Below are 15,762 nucleotides of genomic sequence, written 5' to 3'. Positions count from 1 at the left end.
ACCGGCTAAATGCGCAAGTTAGTAATATCAAACCACACCAATAGACTTTTGTTTGTCTAATCACATAAACGGGCTGGTTAAATAATTAGCGTAAACCGATACTATTTATTATTTTTCGGATGCTATTATGTCACACACACATCACCCCGACAATTGCCTTAACTGCTCACATCATCTTGAACCGCAGGATAAATTTTGTGCCGAGTGCGGGCAGCCGGCCAATACGCATGCGCGTATCACTTTGCCACACATCGGCCATGAAATTGTGCATGTTGTTACGCATGCCGATAAAGGCTTTTTCTACCTGATTAAAGCGCTCACCTTGCAGCCCGGCCTTACTATTAAAGAATATCTTTCGGGCAAGCATAAAAAGTACTATAGTCCGTTTAGTTTCTTTTTTATAGTGTTGGGATTGGTAGTTTTTACCAATTCGGTATTTAAGCCGTACGAATCATTCAACCAAATGAACAGTAGCGCCGCCGGTGCCTCAACCCAACTGCTGGCAAAAAAAAATATTTCTGAAGCCGAAAAGCAAAAGATTTCGAAAAAGTTGGAAAAACTGAGGAAGATTGATGTTAGGGTAGCCAAAGCTATGCATTTCATGAACACCCGCACCAACATTGTACTTGGTATCAGTACGCCGTTCATAGCGTTTGTTATTTTTCTTTTATACTATAAGCGGCTATTTTATGCCGAGCAACTTTCAATAGTCACGTTTATAAACGGATACCTGAATTTGTTATCAGTAGTTATATTCAGCCCGCTAATGTACCTGGCAAAGGGCACACCCTGGTATGGCATGCTGTTATTCATCATGATGTTGATGCACATTGTGTACACCGCGATTGTTTATCACCGCGTACTGGATATGCGCTACTCATTTGGCGGATACCTGAAAGCAGCACTTACCTCGTTAGCCGGTATAACCGGCTGGACGATAGTTTGCGTTATAGTGGTTACCTTGTATATTGCCTGGGGGGTGTTGTACTAACACTTACTGCCCGTTATAACGCACTATGGTAAACTCGGTGCGGCGGTTTTGCTGATGCTCGGTCTCGCTGCATTTAACACCGTTGCTGCAGCGGTTAAGCAGGCGGGTTTCACCATAACCACGTGCGGTGATGCGCTCCTCGTCAATATCTCCTTCGGTAATAATGTAATCAACAGCAGCATTGGCACGACGGCGAGACAAGGCCATATTGTAATCATCGTTACCACGGCTGTCGGTATGCGAGCCGAGCTCGATCTCAATTGTCGGATTATCCTTTAATAGTTTTATGATCTTGTTGAGTTCAATAGCCGCGTCGGGACGAATGTACGACTGATCATAATCGTAATAAATGTTATCAATCTTGATGGCTTTGTTCAGCACAATTTTATCCAGATAAAGGTCTTTCCTTATGGTTTTTGGGGGAATAACACCCTGAGTTGATACCGTTTCACTTTCGGTTAAGTAAGTTGCCTTTTCGCCGCGAAGCGGATAAGTTGCATTTGGCTGAACTGTGAAGCTATACTTACCTGTAGCATCAGTACGTACAGCGGTTTTACCAAGTGTTACTAATGTACCTGCCAGAGGTTGACGCGTAGTTTTATCATATGCAATACCTTCCAGTTTAAGCGGTGGGGCTTGAGTAAAGCTGTAGATATCATCGCTGCCGAAACCACCTGCCCTGTTTGACGAAAAGTAACCTGTGGTGCCGTTGTCATAAATAACAAAAGCAAAATCATCCCGTGGCGAGTTGAACGGATAGCGGAGGTTTTGCCTCGGCCCGTAAGTATCGGCGCCCGTGCGTGAAGCCTTGAATATGTCAAGCCCGCCCATACCAATGCCGGTGTCGCTGGAGAAATACAAATCTCCGGCAGCATCAACAAAAGGAGTACGTTCGTTGCCGCTGCTGTTCACTGTTTTCAGGTTGACCGGCTGCCCCCAATTGCCTGCAGCATCTTTTACACAATAAAAAATATCGGTTCCGCCCATACCGCCCGGCATGTCCGAAGCGAAATACAGCGTGTCGCCGCCCTTGGTAATAGACGGATCCCCAACCGACCATTTTTCGTTATTATTATGCCTGAAACCGGTTTGTTTACTCCAGTTTGCTTCTGAAGCATTCTTTTGGCTCGAATAAACTTCCAGCTTGTACGTTTCTATTGAATCAGCCTTATTCTTTTTTGCTGTGGTTCTTGTAAGCACAACGTACATTTGATTGCCATCGGCGGTGAATGATGCAGGCCCGGTATGATAATCTGTTCCGGCGCTAAATGGAAATATCCTTACCGTATCATCAGCAGCGCGTTGGTACAGGCGCAGGTATGCATTACCTGTCCAGCCGTAAACCTTGCGGTCAATGTCTTTACCGTTATCAAAATATAACAGCGGTTTCTTTTTACGGATTTGCTGTACCGTATTGTTTTCCCTGTCGGATGTAAAAACTACAAGATCGTTATACCGTACCGCTCCCCAGTCAGACCCTTCACTATTTAGTTCACGCACATTCTCTACCTCAGCCGGTACAGGGCTAGCCAGCCAGCGAATGGCCGAATCGGTAGCCGCGGTAAGCGTTTTAAGCTGTGCCCTGCTGAAATCTCTTTTCAGCGTATAGTACCTTGAAAACTGCGCCTTTGCTTCAACATACTTGGAATTGTTGCGCAATGCTTCGGCATAGTACAAAGCATATTCAGGATTTTGCCTGTCCATTTCTACCACGCGTGAGTACCATAACTCGGTATTTTCATAATCGCGCATCATGCGGTAACTGTTCGCCAGCCGCGACGCTATATACAGGGTGGAATCTCTTTTAAATGCCTTAAGGTATAGCTCGGCAGCTTTTTCGTAATTGAATAAGCGATATTCTTCATCAGCCTGTTTTACCGCACTTTGGGCATGGCTGTTTTTAGCAAGCAGCGACAACACAGCGATCAGTATAATAAAGGATAATATTCTTTTCATCTGCATAAACGCTAAAAGTATCGAGGGGTTAACATGCGGCTTCTGCCTGTTTTAAAATAAAAGCCGATAGATATTTCGTGCGAAGCGCCGCTTCCGGTTAACGGACTGTTGTTAAAGTCGTAACCGTAACCTATGCGCAGGTTTTGAGTTGGAAACACCTCAATTGCGGCAACTACCGTATTGGCCGGCGTAAGGTTATTTTGCAGGTGCGATTTATCGTAGATCTTCACTCCTGTACGGTATGAGCCACCTAACCATACTTTTTCGCCAAGCAGCAAAAATGCGTTAAGGTCTAAACTTGTTGGTCCGGCAACATCATCCTTTAACAGGAAACTTGGCTTTAGCATAATATCTTCTGATAAGCCTAACAACATACCCGCGGTTAAATAATAATGTGGTTTTGGCTGTGCTATGTAAGCGCCGCTTTTCTTCACATCAATAAACTGTGAAATGAGGTTATCGGCTGATATACCCGCATAAAATTTATTATCTGAATAAAACACACCTAAGCGCGCGTCGGGAGCGATGGCATTCTGGTTAGCACCAGACAGGTCGGGTTCAGGATCGTTCGGGTTTAGCATACCGGTATTAATGCCGGTTTGCACAAAGCCAAAACCGAGGCCAAGCGCCAGCCTTGAGCTGCCGTCTTCATTCATGCGCAGCCTGTAAGCATAATTGCCATATGCCGATAGGTGGTGCTGCGCGCCCAGTTTATCATTTGCTATCTGAAACGCCAAACCCACGTTACCATCGTTAGCAATAGCGTCTATAGCTAATGACATACTGCGCGGACTGCCCGGAACATCCGTCCACTGCGAACGGTAGTAAGCATGTAAATTCAGGTTTTCTTTATAGCCCGCATATGCCGGGTTAATATATATCCCGTTGAACATGTACTGGCTTTGCTGCGCATCCTGCTGGGCATAAACCACTACCGTGCTAAGGAGTAAAATCGATATAAATAGAAATCTTCGCATCATGGTTTATTGTCTTGTCGCCCGTATCAATGTTATATAGCCTTTATAATTTTTCCAGGTATTTGTGCTGGTGTCTTTTATCTGCAGCAGGTAATAGTAAGTACCTTCGTTAAGGCCGGTGCCTGTCCAGGTGTTCTGGTAATTATCCTGGCGGAACACCTCGTTACCCCACCTGTTAACAATGGTTAACCTGTTTGGCAGCGACGGATCAAGCCCACGTATCTCAAACACATCATTCACTCCATCGCCGTTCGGAGTGAACAGATTTGGGATACTTGGAGCGCCGTTTGGTGTGATGGAAACATTCACCGTAGCCACGTTAGTGTAAAAGCCAAACACGTCTTTAAGCCTGTAGGTAAACACATCATCACCTGTATATCCCTGATCGGGAGAATAAGTTACAACCCCGTTTGTGCCGATCTGCAAACTGCCATGCGCGGGCGGCGAAATTATTTCTATAGAAGTAAGATCAAGCGGAACACCGCCGGGATTGTCATTAGTAGTAACCGGAATACCTACAGGCGTGTTGATTGCCGTACGCGAATTGTCATTCACAGCCACCGGCGATTTAGCCACAGGTACGGTTACGTTGGCATCATCGCTTACAGGCCTGCCTTTTGAATCGGTGGCGTTTACAGAAGCTGTGTTACTTACACTACCTGCGTCCTTATCAGCCTGGGTTAAGGTATATGTATAAGTAAACGGAACGCTTGCACCGGGCAACAGACCACCGGGAGGCACATTATTAACCTGGGCATTGTTGATACCGAGATTCAAGTCGGTAAAGGTAACATTGTTTAACACCAAATTACCTGTGTTGCGCACTACGAAGCTGTAGGTGATAAAGTTATCGGTAAAGGTGCCTGTTTTTTCAAGTGTGATACCAGGTTCGGCTGTAATAGTAACAACAGTAGGATCATTAGCTGCCGGTGTGCCCGGATCGTCAGATGCGTCGTCGGTAACCGTTTGCCCGCCGGGTGCAGTAGCGGTTACACTTGCCTGGTTAACATAGGTTCCGGCATCAACATCGGCCTGCGTTAAGGTGTGGGTTGCCGTAAACGTTGCTGATTCCCCTGCTGCAAGGCTTGCCACAGTAGCTGGCTGAATACTTCCGGCGTCGGCACCCGGGTCAGTAACGGTTACATTACTTAAAGCCGAAGCGCCAGTATTTCTTGCAATTATTGTATAATTTATTATATCTCCTGCATCATTACCTGTGTTAGTTGCAGCTTTAGTTAACTCGATACTACCTCCACCTATGGTCACGGTTACTGTTACCGGGTCTGAAGCTATACCGTCAGGCGTAGTCAATACATATGTGTACGTGTCAGTACCTACATATCCCGGATTTGGCGTATAAGTGACACGGCCCTGTGCATCAACACTGGTGGTACCATTTGTTGGCGGTGTTGCTACAGTCACAGTAGTTGAAGCAGCGTCGGGTCCGTCGTTTATTTTTACAGGTGATGTCACCGGTGTCCCTACAAACGTTGTGTAGGCATCGGCAACACCTGTTGGTTTAACTGTTATGTTGATTAATGCTGGCGGACTTTCGGCACCAAGATTATCTTTTATAGTATACTGAAGTGGTATGGTTTTTCCTGCGAAGGCCGGCGCCGGTGTAAAAGTTACCGTCCCGGTTGGATTAACTGTATAGGTGCCCTGACCTGATACTGTAACCGATTGTTTTAACCCGTTATCGGTTGGATCAACAAGCAATACGGTTCCGGGCGCTATATCACCGTCAGGATCATCATCATTTACAGGGATATTTACTGTTACCGGATCAGCGCTTACTGTCGAGCCTGCATCATCGGTTGCGACAGGTGCACGGTTTATGCCGAAGTTTACGCCGGTTACATTTAGGCTTGTACCGGGTGTACCTACTTCTATCCGTAAGTTTGGTGTACCGGTTTCAACGCCTGTACCGCTTATGTTATTTGTGCCGTAGGCTTCGCCTGATGGCACCCAGCCCGCAGGCAATGCCGGAGGTATATCGCCAAGATTACCACCTATGGCTACATCATTGGTTGATATGGCAACTATAAAGGTACCGGTGTTGTTGCTATCAAATATATATGAGCCATCTGCTGCTACTGTAGCTTTGTTAACTATAGTGTTATTGTTATCAACCAGATATGCATAGAGTTGACTGCCACCCGGCGCCTGCAGCGGGTTGCCGCTAATAGCATTGTCTGTACCGCCGTTACCATCATTTACAACACGGCCCGATATTGACAAGCCTAATACGTCTTTAAGCCTGTAATCTTCAGTTTCGCCATCAGCTGTAAATGAGGTGCTTCTTTCGTCAACCGGGGTGCTCGGATTATCAATTAGAGTAGTGGTTGATAAGCGTAACCGGGCATATAATGGCCCAACTTTTACCTTACCGGCAAACATCGAGTTAGGGAAGGTCAACGTAACGTTTTGATTGTTGGTATTTGCCGGCACGTTTACACTTACCTCTTCATTTGGACCAAAAACATTGTCGCCGTTAAAATCAAGCCATGCCCTTAAAATAGCTGTAGCATTTTTACCATTTGTTACCGGTACTGTAAATACAATATTTCCCTGCTGATTCACTTTTACATCAGGAAGCGCTGCTTCATCAAGCGTGCTTTCGTCGTCGTTGCCCGTATTGTCATCATCATCAGAGGTTGCACTTCCTGCCGGTTCACCATCCGGATCGACATTGTCTTCGCCAATAAAAACTGTTGCTTTTGCAGTAAGCGGAGTAGTATTATAAGTTACTACGTCATAAGTACCATCTCCGGCAAAGTAGTCGGTTATTTCAAAGTCGTCCATATAATGTCCGGTGGTGCCGTAGCCAGCCGGATCGTCGCCTAAATCAAAAGGCAGCACAAAACCAATGGCCATAGCTGTTAAACCTGAACCCTTCATACCGACATCTGTTAGATGCCTTGCACCGCGGGCAAACATTACGGCCTGTACGCCAAAGTTTCCGGGCGCAAGGTCGGCAAACAAGCGGAAAGACCGGCCTGCATTTGAAAGCTGCAAGCGGTAATGCTCGTCGGCGTTAGTTCCTTGCACACGCTTATTAAGTAACTGCCAGGCTATCGTATTTGGCGTATTTCCTTTTATGTATTCACCTTCTGCGTCAACTGATTCAGCGTCTGCGATGATCATCCCCGGGTAAATCACATCCGTCCAGATTCCATTTATCAGGATGGCTACTTTTATATCGATATCAAAATTAACCGTACCACCGTATGGTGTAGCAATGCCCGAAGCAGGCACACCGCGAGAGTTAGGTTTTGGCTGATTATTGCCTGAATAAAGTACATCCAAACCGTCACCTGCATAGCTGCCGGGGGTGTATGATTGCATACCTGTACCATTGGCAACCGTTAAATCGCTTATTACGGCTGTTATGCGTACAGTGGGCGAAAACTGCCATACATATGTACCCGCAATTATATTTTGTGGAGTGAACCCGGCCGGCGAGCTTATCATTGTTGAACTTGGAATAGTATTATCCCACGTAAGCCAATAAACCGAGTTTACCAGGTTTGCACCTGCAGTTCCGCCTATGGCATACTGCGCCCAAGCATTCTTACTAAAAATGCTAATGAGGCAGCAAAATAAAACAACTTTAAGTAGATATTTTTTCGTCATATATAAATATGCAGGCACAATTTAGCTGTTATCAGCAAAATCCACCTGTGGTTTTGGTCAGGTAATGCTTTATCAGTTTATACTAAATTCAGCAAAAAATGTTACTGTATAAAAATATTTTCTTCTCAATACGCTTTAAAAACAGGTTTAGTTATGTAAACGGCAGCATATCAAATACGTACAATAAACATCAATGGTTTTAACACTACCAATTAAACTTTTTGTTCATTTTATTCATCAGAATATTTAGGCTGGTAGTGTATATAAGTAATAAACAGATTAAATTGTAATTTACATCAATGAACTATATAGACCTGCTTTTACTTGTGATTTTTGCTTTTTCGGTTTGGGACGGCTACCGGCAGGGTTTCATCCAAGCCTCACTGGCGTTAATTTCATGGACAGGTAGTTTATGGGTCAGTTTTATTGCTTATCAGCCCGTTGCGAGTTTGTTGCTTAAACTTATGCCTGCAACCGGTGTGTGGGCGCCGCCTGTTGCGTTTATATTATTAGCTATAATCACAAGGTTATTTATTGATAACATTGCTTACAGGATACTTGAGCGTACACCTTTAAATGCTCACACTGCAACGTTAAACAGGGCTTTTGGTGTACTTCCGGGTATAGTGAACGGCGTGATATGGGCGGCTTTCGCAGCTGTATTTTTAATGCTTATGCCGTTAACTACTAATATATCACAAACTGCACGTGATAGCCGTGCAGGCGAAAAACTGGTACCACAAGTTGAATGGCTGCAAAATAAACTTGCACCTGTTTTTGGTGAAGCGCTTAACCACGCCATGCCAAAAAACCGGGTTGAGGTTGGTAAAGAAACCCCTGTAGAATTGCCATTCAAAGTAGCTTCGGCCAAAAGACGACCCGACCTGGAAGAAGAAATGCTGGAACTGGTGAACGCTGAACGTGTGAAAAGACATTTAAAACCGCTTAAAGCCGACACTGAAATAGCTGTAGTTGCGAGCAAGCATTCGGCGGATATGCTGGCAAGGGGTTACTTTTCACATTATACCCCTGAAGGCGACGACCCATTTGACCGGATGCGCCGTGATAAGGTTCGCTTTCTTACAGCAGGCGAAAATCTGGCGCTTGCACCTACGCTTGCCATTGCACACAAAGGCCTTATGGAATCACCCGGGCACCGGGCAAACATCCTGAATCCTGCCTTTGGCAGGCTTGGCATAGGCATTTTGGATACAGGCATTTATGGCCTGATGATCACACAGAATTTTCGTAACTAATCTGCCAGTTCTATCCATACCGGGGCATGGTCGCTGGTTTTTTCCCAGCCACGCACATGCCGGTCGACACCCGCTGATTTTAAACGACTGTCAACAGTTGGACTAAGCAAAAAATGATCAATACGCAGCCCCGCGTCGCGGCCGTAAGCATTGCGGAAGTAATCCCAGAATGTATAAATTTTCTGATCGGGATACAGCTTGCGGATAGCATCTGTCCAGCCCTGTGCCAGCAGGTTTTTATAGGCGGCGCGTGTTTCCGGGCGGAAAAGTGCGTCGTCAACCCAGCGCTCGGGTTTATACACGTCAAGATCAGTAGGCATAACGTTATAATCGCCGGTTAATACCACAGGCTTGCCCGAGGCATACAATCCAGCGGCGTGCTGAGTAAAACGCTCAAACCACTTCAACTTGTAATCAAACTTTGGCCCGGGAGCCGGGTTGCCATTTGGCAGGTAAAGGCAACCTATAGTAAGGCCGTTAACAATAGCTTCAATGTAGCGGCTATGGCTGTCCTCAGGGTCGCCCGGCAGTACGCGGCTAAGCTCCTGAATTTCCATGCCGCGTGCCAGTATGGCTACTCCGTTCCAGCTTTTTTGCCCGTGCCAAATAGCGTTGTAACCGGCATCAGCTATAGCCTGTTCAGGGAAATTATCCTGCTGGGCTTTCAGTTCCTGCAGACACACAATATCGGGTTGGGTTTCGTTTAGCCAGCGCAGCAGCACCGGCAGCCGGCCATTCACACCGTTAACGTTATAGGTAGCTATCCTCATGACGAATCTATTTCGAAGCAATATCGTAATTAGATTTGAGATGTGAGATCTTAGATTTGAGACTATGGTGCAGGTGTTGACGTCAACAGAGTCAACACCTGTCAACACCGTCAACACTTGTCAACACCTGTCAACACTGTCAAAATTTTGGCAGTATGTCCGGTCAGTGTAATTAATCCGATAGGTTACTACCGACGCCAAAAACTTAGTGTATCTTTGACACTTATTATATCAGGCTATGAAGAAAAGTTTGTTACCACTCGCACTGGGCGGTTTAGGCATAGGCACTACCGAATTTGTGATGATGGGCGTTTTGCCCGATATTGCCGCCGACCTGCATGTAACCATACCACAAGCCGGGCATGTTATTTCGGCTTACGCGTTAGGAGTAGTGATAGGCGCGCCTTTGCTTACAGCTATAAGTGGTAACATTGCCCCGAAGAAAATATTACTTGGCCTGATGGCGCTCTTCACGGTGTTTAACACCCTGTCGGCTTTTGCTCCAAGCCCGGCCATTTTGTTTATTGCACGTTTATTCTCGGGCCTGCCGCATGGGGCTTTCTTTGGAGTGGGATCAGTTGTGGCAACACGCCTTGCCGAAAAAGGCAAGCAGGCACAGGCCATATCCGTTATGTTTGGCGGTCTTACCGTGGCTAACTTGCTTACCGTACCCATAGGCACATACATTGGTCACCATTTTTCGTGGCGGTTAACATTTGGCAGTGTCGGTATTATCGGACTGATCACTATGGCCTCGTTATATTTTTTAATGCCTGCACTACCTTTAAAACGCACCGGCGACATCAAATCTGAATTACGCGTATTTGCCCGTATCGAACCATGGCTTATTGTACTGGTTACCGCTATTGGTACCGGCGGCCTGTTTTGCTGGATAAGTTATATCGCACCGTTAATGACAGAGGTTACCCACCTGCCGGCCAGTGCTGTACCATACGTTATGGTGATAGCCGGTTTCGGCATGTTTGTGGGCAATATAGTGGGTGGCAAGCTTGCCGATAAACTGAAGCCCCTCACGGCGACTATTATTTTGCTTATCGCCATGGCTGCAGCGCTGCTGGCCATCTATTTCCTGTCGTGGAGTACACCATTATCGCTTATCCTTACCTTTATAGCCGGTAGCTTATCCATAGCTTTAGCTGCGCCAATACAAATACTGATGATACAAACCACCAGGGGCGCCGAAATGCTTGGTGCGTCGGTAACACAGGCTGGCTTTAACATTGGTAACGCGTTGGGTGCGTTTTTGGGCGGACTACCCATTGCCATGGGATACGGCTATACTTCGCCCGAATTGGTAGGCATGGCTATGGCCTTAGCCGGTGCAGGCTTCGCCTGGATACTTTCGACGAGGCATAAACAGGCCGAAGTAACTCAGAAAGCTGTGGTTGAGTTGGCGTAGACTTCACCTGTTGTGGTTATTCAAACTGCAACTCCCATTTATCTTCACCGCCGTCAACTACGCGAAATATGCGTTTTTCAACGGTTTTATTACTGTCTGACGAAGCGATGCGTACCACTTCATGATCGTGAAACTCTTCTGTTTGAGGCACCATTATGGCAGTCAATGTTTGCGGATCTCCGGAAACTGTTAAGGTCTTCCTAATCTGTAGGTTTTGTTATAAATGTAACAAAACCTGATTAAATAAGTTTAAAGCTTGTTGCATCAAAAAAAATCATTCAGCATTCATAATTTCTTCAGGATAAAGACTCATGCGGTATACACGGTGAAAGCCCCAGCCATTGGCCGAACTTACACTAAGTTCTGAAATTACTTGTTTTGTAGCGTAATCTATTTCGACTGACTTACCGCCCATACCCTGCGCATTGGGCACCTGGAAACCGGGTGAAAACAACACATGTTTAGTACCGGGTAAAAACTTAACTGAGGATACAATGCGTGAGAAAGTTTCTTCACCGCGCTCTTTGCCATAAGCCCATACCTGCTGTACAGTCATGTTAACCGGGTCTATTTTATACTCAACAGCACGACTGTAGTTAACCCTGCCAGTAAAGTTCCGGTTATCGCCATTATCAAACACCATAAGGTTGCCGCCGGGCATATGTATAGGCGAGTGTTGATACCAGCTCCATTCAAAATCGGGATGATTAGCGCTGCCGTCGAGCACGGCGTTGTCGGCTATCAAATTGCCTGAAGCATCTAAAGGCTTAAGCAAAAACTGATTCATGTCTTCACCCCGGCTGTTGCTTCCCCAACCGCGATGAGGGCCAAGTATCCATTTTACATGGTTGTCATATGTTAGCTTTACAACACCCTGTACCCGCCCCGACACAATGATGGTGTTATCAGTTTCATCATACAAAACCGCGTTTACATGTATCCAATCCTGGCTGTCGTCGCTCATGGCACGGCGGTAAACGTCCAGTGATTCCTTGAGGTCCCAAGTATTTATAATATCACCGCTGTTACGGCCAATTTCCAAAATATAGTCCTCAACCGTAGGCTGTCCGTTGCTGTTTGTACTTTCAGGTTTGGTTACGCTGATTAAAAAATTACCATCAGGCTTTTCATGCACTTCATGATGGAACACATACCCATGCAAATCCCAGTTATATACTACATTGCCAAGCAGGTCAATTTCGAAAATACCGAGTTTCTGATCGGCAAAGTAGAAGTTCCCATTTTTTAGCCTGGCTATGCCGTCATCATAAAACAGTTGGTTTAGCTGCGGGTGGGTACGGTAATCCACTATCCAGCGAATATCGCCAAAACTATCAACCATATAAGGCATTGAAGGTGGATTGGGAAGATTACTGAAACTGCTTACCAAACTAAAGCCGCTTTCCATTTTGGTGCGGTCGGCAACTTCAAAGTTTATGTAGTTTGGTATGGTTGGCGGCAAAGCGCCGGTAGTTATGGAAATTGTGCTGTTGGCGCGGTTTTGTTTATCGTCTATAACAGATATTTCAACCGTGTTGTCATAATCGGCATACAAGCCGGCAACGGTTATCTGGTGCTGAGTACCATTGTCAGTAAACGTGTGTTTAATGTCTGATGCTTCGCCATTCTTCCCCTTAACGATGATCTCGGTATGCCCGTTTATCGGGCTGGTAAAGGTTACCACGGCGCATAACGGGGCGTAACCGCTGGGGTTTAGCTGAACGCTTTCTTCAGGAATAGTGAATTGTGTTACTACAGGATCGGGATCAACGTCTTTACCGGGTGTTTTGTCTTTATGGCAGCCATACAAGCATGCTATTGCAAGTAGCGCTAACAACAATTGTTTATGTAATTTTGAATAGCTCCCTGCACTTATCTTATACCCTTTTGTTTGTGTGAACATCATGGTGGAAGCCCCGGGCAGATTGCCCATAACTGTTAATCTTTTCATAAAAGTGGTGGTTGGTAATTAACTTAACAATACCTGAAGAAATAAGTTATGGGTGTGAAGAGAAGTGCGATGTTGTGAAAGTTATGTATAAGCCTGGCGATATCTCTGTTTTAACTTAAGTGAAAAACTGCCTTGTGGTTTGCGTGTACTTTTGTTTCCAAACAAAACATATCATGGAATCATTAATCGCATCACCAAACGTAACAGCTTCAGCAACTGCAGTTACAACCGCTAAATCTCTGCGCCGTCTGTATTTTATACGTACCACATTTTCAATTATCTGGGTTATACTGGTATCAGTGTTTGCTAAATCCAATACTACAATAGCCAACATTCTTTTTGTTATATACCCGGCCTGGGACGTTTTTGCCACCTTTCTCGATATAAAGGCCAATCCTCAGCAAGTATCAAAAACACCTCAGTATGTAAATATCGTTTTTGGCATTTTAACCACAATCGGAGTAGTCCTGGCATTACAAAAAGGCGTTTCTCAGGCGCTGATCGTTTTTGGGGTATGGGCATTTGTCTCCGGCCTTGTTCAATTAATTCTTGGCATCAGTCGCAGGAAGAAGCTGGGCGGCCAATGGCCCCTGATTATTAGCGGCGGACAGTCAATGCTGGCAGGTATTTCATTTATAGCTATGGCTAACTCACCCACAATGGGTGTCAGCAGTTTAGCGGGTTATTCAGCCTTTGGCGCTTTTTATTTTCTGCTGTCAGCAATCAGGCTGTCAAAAACCATAAAAAATCTTGAAAAAGCAGTATAACGTTCTATACTTGTTTAAATAAACCTTGTGGTATGAGCGACTATCATGACGTACTGAAAGCAACTTTAACAAGCTTTGCTCCGTTAACTGAAAAAGACCTTGCCGACAGCAAACCTTTCTGGAAACCACGCAAAATAAAAAAAGGCGATTTCTTTAATGTACAATATGTGGTATGTAATGATCTGGGACTGGTAGTTAAGGGCATCTTCCGCATATATTATAGCCACCCTGAAACAAGCGAGGAGACCAACATCTTTTTCTTTTCAGAAAATCAGTTTATTGTTTCGTTCAGGAGTTTTATTACGCGCAATGCATGTCATTATTTCATCCAGGCGATGGAGGATTGCGAGATTGTGTATATCACCTACCGCGATCTTTTTGATTTGTATGAAACACATCCTAACTGGGCGAAATTCGGCAGATTGTTAGCAGAACTGTTCTTCACCTACTCGCAAACACGGGCAGAGGAATTGTTATTCTTTTCACCCGAGCAACGGTACATCAGGCTTTTAGAAAATCATAATAACATTGTTAACCGCATACCGGCATATCATATTTCCTCTTATCTGGGAATTAAGAACCCTTCATTAAGCCGGATACGGAAAAGGATACAGCGGTAGTTTAAAAGTTTCATCCTGGTTATTTAATCCCGAATTACGCATTCGGAAATTCTCTATTTATCAATGTTAACCGCACCTTTATTGTTCCAGTTTCTGATCACAACAAAGATTGAAATTGCAAACCCGATGATGTAAACGATAGCCATTCCCGTATGTTTAAATGTAAACGTTTCGAAGTTGATTTGCTTATATAACGCCACACCTATAATAATGGCCATTATGCCGAATATAAATTTCAATGGTTAGTCCTTTCTATTTTAATAAAGTGATAAAAATCATTCTGCCGACTGCCGTTAGCTCAGGTATTCAAAAATATGATTGCTTTAGATAATTACAAAGTGCACTATTATAATTTGATTTTATTTAAGGAATTTGATGCCAGTCATCTTTGTTAAGTAGCCCATAAAGGAAAGATATCGAACCAATTTATTAAAGATTTGATGAGGTTGGCGAGTAAGTGATATATAATAGCTCTCTGATATGCTTATCGTAGAATACTGCATGACGTTTTCATAATCTTTAAACTGTTTTAGGGACTGGGATTACTTTGCCTATACATCGGTTACCTCTGTCGGTTATGAGCAAATACAGATGCAAAATACTAAAAATAGTAGTAATTTTGTTTTAGGGTAGCTATGGAAAATAATATTCAATACTTAGCAATAATAAAGCCGGATAGGTGGGTTATGTCAGACACCATGCGCATGAAAATTCGATGTAAAAGAGAATATGGCTGGGATTCCTCCCCTCCGCATTTTACCGTGTTGGATATTATTCAACCGGCGTCAAATGAAGAAAGACTAATTAAATGTTTTGAAAGGAATGTTTCAAATATTTCAACCTTTCAAATAAACGTTTGTGGTTTTGATTATTTTTCAAGATCTACTTATACGCTTTATGTGAAATTGAAAGAGGAAAAAGAATTTTCAGAAATGGCGAAATACATCAAGAAGTTTCTTAAACCGATACTGAAGTCTGTTAAATATTATCCACCTCATTATAACACAAAAAATGCTCATCTAACCATTGCAAAAGGAATACCAGAGTTTGAATTTTTGAAAGCTTGGTCAAGGTGGGAAAATGTAGAATATGAATCAAGTACCATTGCAAATAGTATTCTTTTACTGAGAAGGCCATTTGCCTCCGTCAACTTTAGATACGACGTTATTGGAGAATACCCATTTTTACAGACAGGACCATTAGATACCCAGATGTCCCTGTTCTAAACAAAAAAGCCGCTTTATTTTCGTAAAGCGGCTTTGTAGCCCCGACGAGAATCGAACTCATATCTAAAGTTTAGGAAACTTCTATTCTATCCGTTGAACTACAGGGCCAGTTTTGATTTCAAATTTCGGAGGCTAAACTTGGGATTTACCCTTGTCGCTTTCCCGTTTTCCAAATCTGTGCAAAGGTGCAAA

General features: G+C 44.4%; 13 protein-coding genes and 1 tRNA gene. 6 read left to right on the top strand and 8 right to left on the bottom strand.

The features are described 5' to 3' along the window. Positions 1–127: 127 nt before the first annotated feature. Entirely contained in the window at positions 128–991 is an 864-nt protein-coding gene (locus EOD41_RS05370; protein ID WP_127703770.1) for a DUF3667 domain-containing protein, read from the top strand. A gap of 3 nt (positions 992–994) precedes the next feature. Here the strand turns inward: EOD41_RS05370 and EOD41_RS05365 are convergent, their stop codons facing one another. The 3 genes from EOD41_RS05365 to EOD41_RS05355 are packed head-to-tail and all read right to left on the bottom strand — an operon-like array spanning position 995 to position 7,560. Continuing rightward, positions 995–2,947: an OmpA family protein gene (locus EOD41_RS05365; RefSeq protein ID WP_127703769.1), complete on the bottom strand. Its 1,953-nt coding sequence runs from the start codon at positions 2,945–2,947 to the stop codon at positions 995–997. Between the two features lie 11 nt (positions 2,948–2,958). Further along, positions 2,959–3,927 (bottom strand): PorP/SprF family type IX secretion system membrane protein, encoded by a 969-nt coding sequence (locus tag EOD41_RS05360; RefSeq protein WP_240663198.1) that lies wholly within the window; start codon positions 3,925–3,927, stop codon positions 2,959–2,961. Between the two features lie 3 nt (positions 3,928–3,930). Then, entirely contained in the window at positions 3,931–7,560 is a 3,630-nt protein-coding gene (locus tag EOD41_RS05355; RefSeq protein WP_127703768.1) for a CshA/CshB family fibrillar adhesin-related protein, read from the bottom strand. A 299-nt stretch (positions 7,561–7,859) separates the two neighbouring features. Between EOD41_RS05355 and EOD41_RS05350 the strand changes: the two genes are divergently transcribed. Further along, positions 7,860–8,816: a CvpA family protein gene (locus EOD41_RS05350; protein WP_127703767.1), complete on the top strand. Its 957-nt coding sequence runs from the start codon at positions 7,860–7,862 to the stop codon at positions 8,814–8,816. Here the strand turns inward: EOD41_RS05350 and xth are convergent. After that, complete coding sequence (gene xth / locus EOD41_RS05345) at positions 8,813–9,586, bottom strand: exodeoxyribonuclease III (RefSeq protein ID WP_127703766.1); 774 nt, start codon at positions 9,584–9,586, stop codon at positions 8,813–8,815. The two genes, EOD41_RS05350 and xth, sit on opposite strands and share 4 nt — an antisense overlap. A gap of 238 nt (positions 9,587–9,824) precedes the next feature. Here xth and EOD41_RS05340 point away from each other — a divergent pair, with 238 nt between their 5' ends. Next, positions 9,825–11,006: an MFS transporter gene (locus EOD41_RS05340; RefSeq protein WP_127703765.1), complete on the top strand. Its 1,182-nt coding sequence runs from the start codon at positions 9,825–9,827 to the stop codon at positions 11,004–11,006. Between the two features lie 16 nt (positions 11,007–11,022). On the opposite strand, the gene EOD41_RS20660 is transcribed toward EOD41_RS05340, so the two are convergent. Further along, positions 11,023–11,160, bottom strand: coding sequence for a hypothetical protein (locus EOD41_RS20660; protein WP_164849890.1), 138 nt, complete (start codon positions 11,158–11,160; stop codon positions 11,023–11,025). Between the two features lie 120 nt (positions 11,161–11,280). Continuing rightward, complete coding sequence (locus EOD41_RS05335; protein WP_127703764.1) at positions 11,281–12,957, bottom strand: aryl-sulfate sulfotransferase; 1,677 nt, start codon at positions 12,955–12,957, stop codon at positions 11,281–11,283. Positions 12,958–13,130: 173 nt separating this feature from the next. Here EOD41_RS05335 and EOD41_RS05330 point away from each other — a divergent pair, with 173 nt between their 5' ends. Both EOD41_RS05330 and EOD41_RS05325 read left to right on the top strand, forming a co-directional pair. Beyond that, complete coding sequence (locus tag EOD41_RS05330) at positions 13,131–13,724, top strand: DUF308 domain-containing protein (RefSeq protein WP_127703763.1); 594 nt, start codon at positions 13,131–13,133, stop codon at positions 13,722–13,724. Positions 13,725–13,756: 32 nt separating this feature from the next. Then, on the top strand, positions 13,757–14,344 hold the full coding sequence (locus EOD41_RS05325) for a Crp/Fnr family transcriptional regulator (RefSeq protein WP_127703762.1): 588 nt from the start codon (positions 13,757–13,759) through the stop codon (positions 14,342–14,344). Positions 14,345–14,397: 53 nt separating this feature from the next. Here the strand turns inward: EOD41_RS05325 and EOD41_RS05320 are convergent, their stop codons facing one another. Then, the gene (locus tag EOD41_RS05320) at positions 14,398–14,583 is read right to left on the bottom strand and encodes a hypothetical protein (protein ID WP_127703761.1); all 186 of its coding nucleotides are present in this window, start codon (positions 14,581–14,583) and stop codon (positions 14,398–14,400) included. 396 nt (positions 14,584–14,979) lie between these two features. On the opposite strand from EOD41_RS05320, the gene EOD41_RS05315 reads away from it, so the two are divergent. Then, entirely contained in the window at positions 14,980–15,570 is a 591-nt protein-coding gene (locus tag EOD41_RS05315; RefSeq protein WP_127703760.1) for a 2'-5' RNA ligase family protein, read from the top strand. Positions 15,571–15,606: 36 nt separating this feature from the next. Here EOD41_RS05315 and EOD41_RS05310 read toward each other — a convergent pair. Next, a tRNA-Arg gene (locus EOD41_RS05310) sits at positions 15,607–15,678 on the bottom strand. Between the last annotated feature and the right edge of the window lie 84 nt (positions 15,679–15,762).

Source organism: Mucilaginibacter limnophilus, from assembly GCF_004005815.1.
Taxonomy (GTDB): domain Bacteria; phylum Bacteroidota; class Bacteroidia; order Sphingobacteriales; family Sphingobacteriaceae; genus Mucilaginibacter; species Mucilaginibacter limnophilus.
Note: the sequence above shows the minus strand (reverse complement) of the source record. Positions and strands in the feature narration are given on the sequence as shown.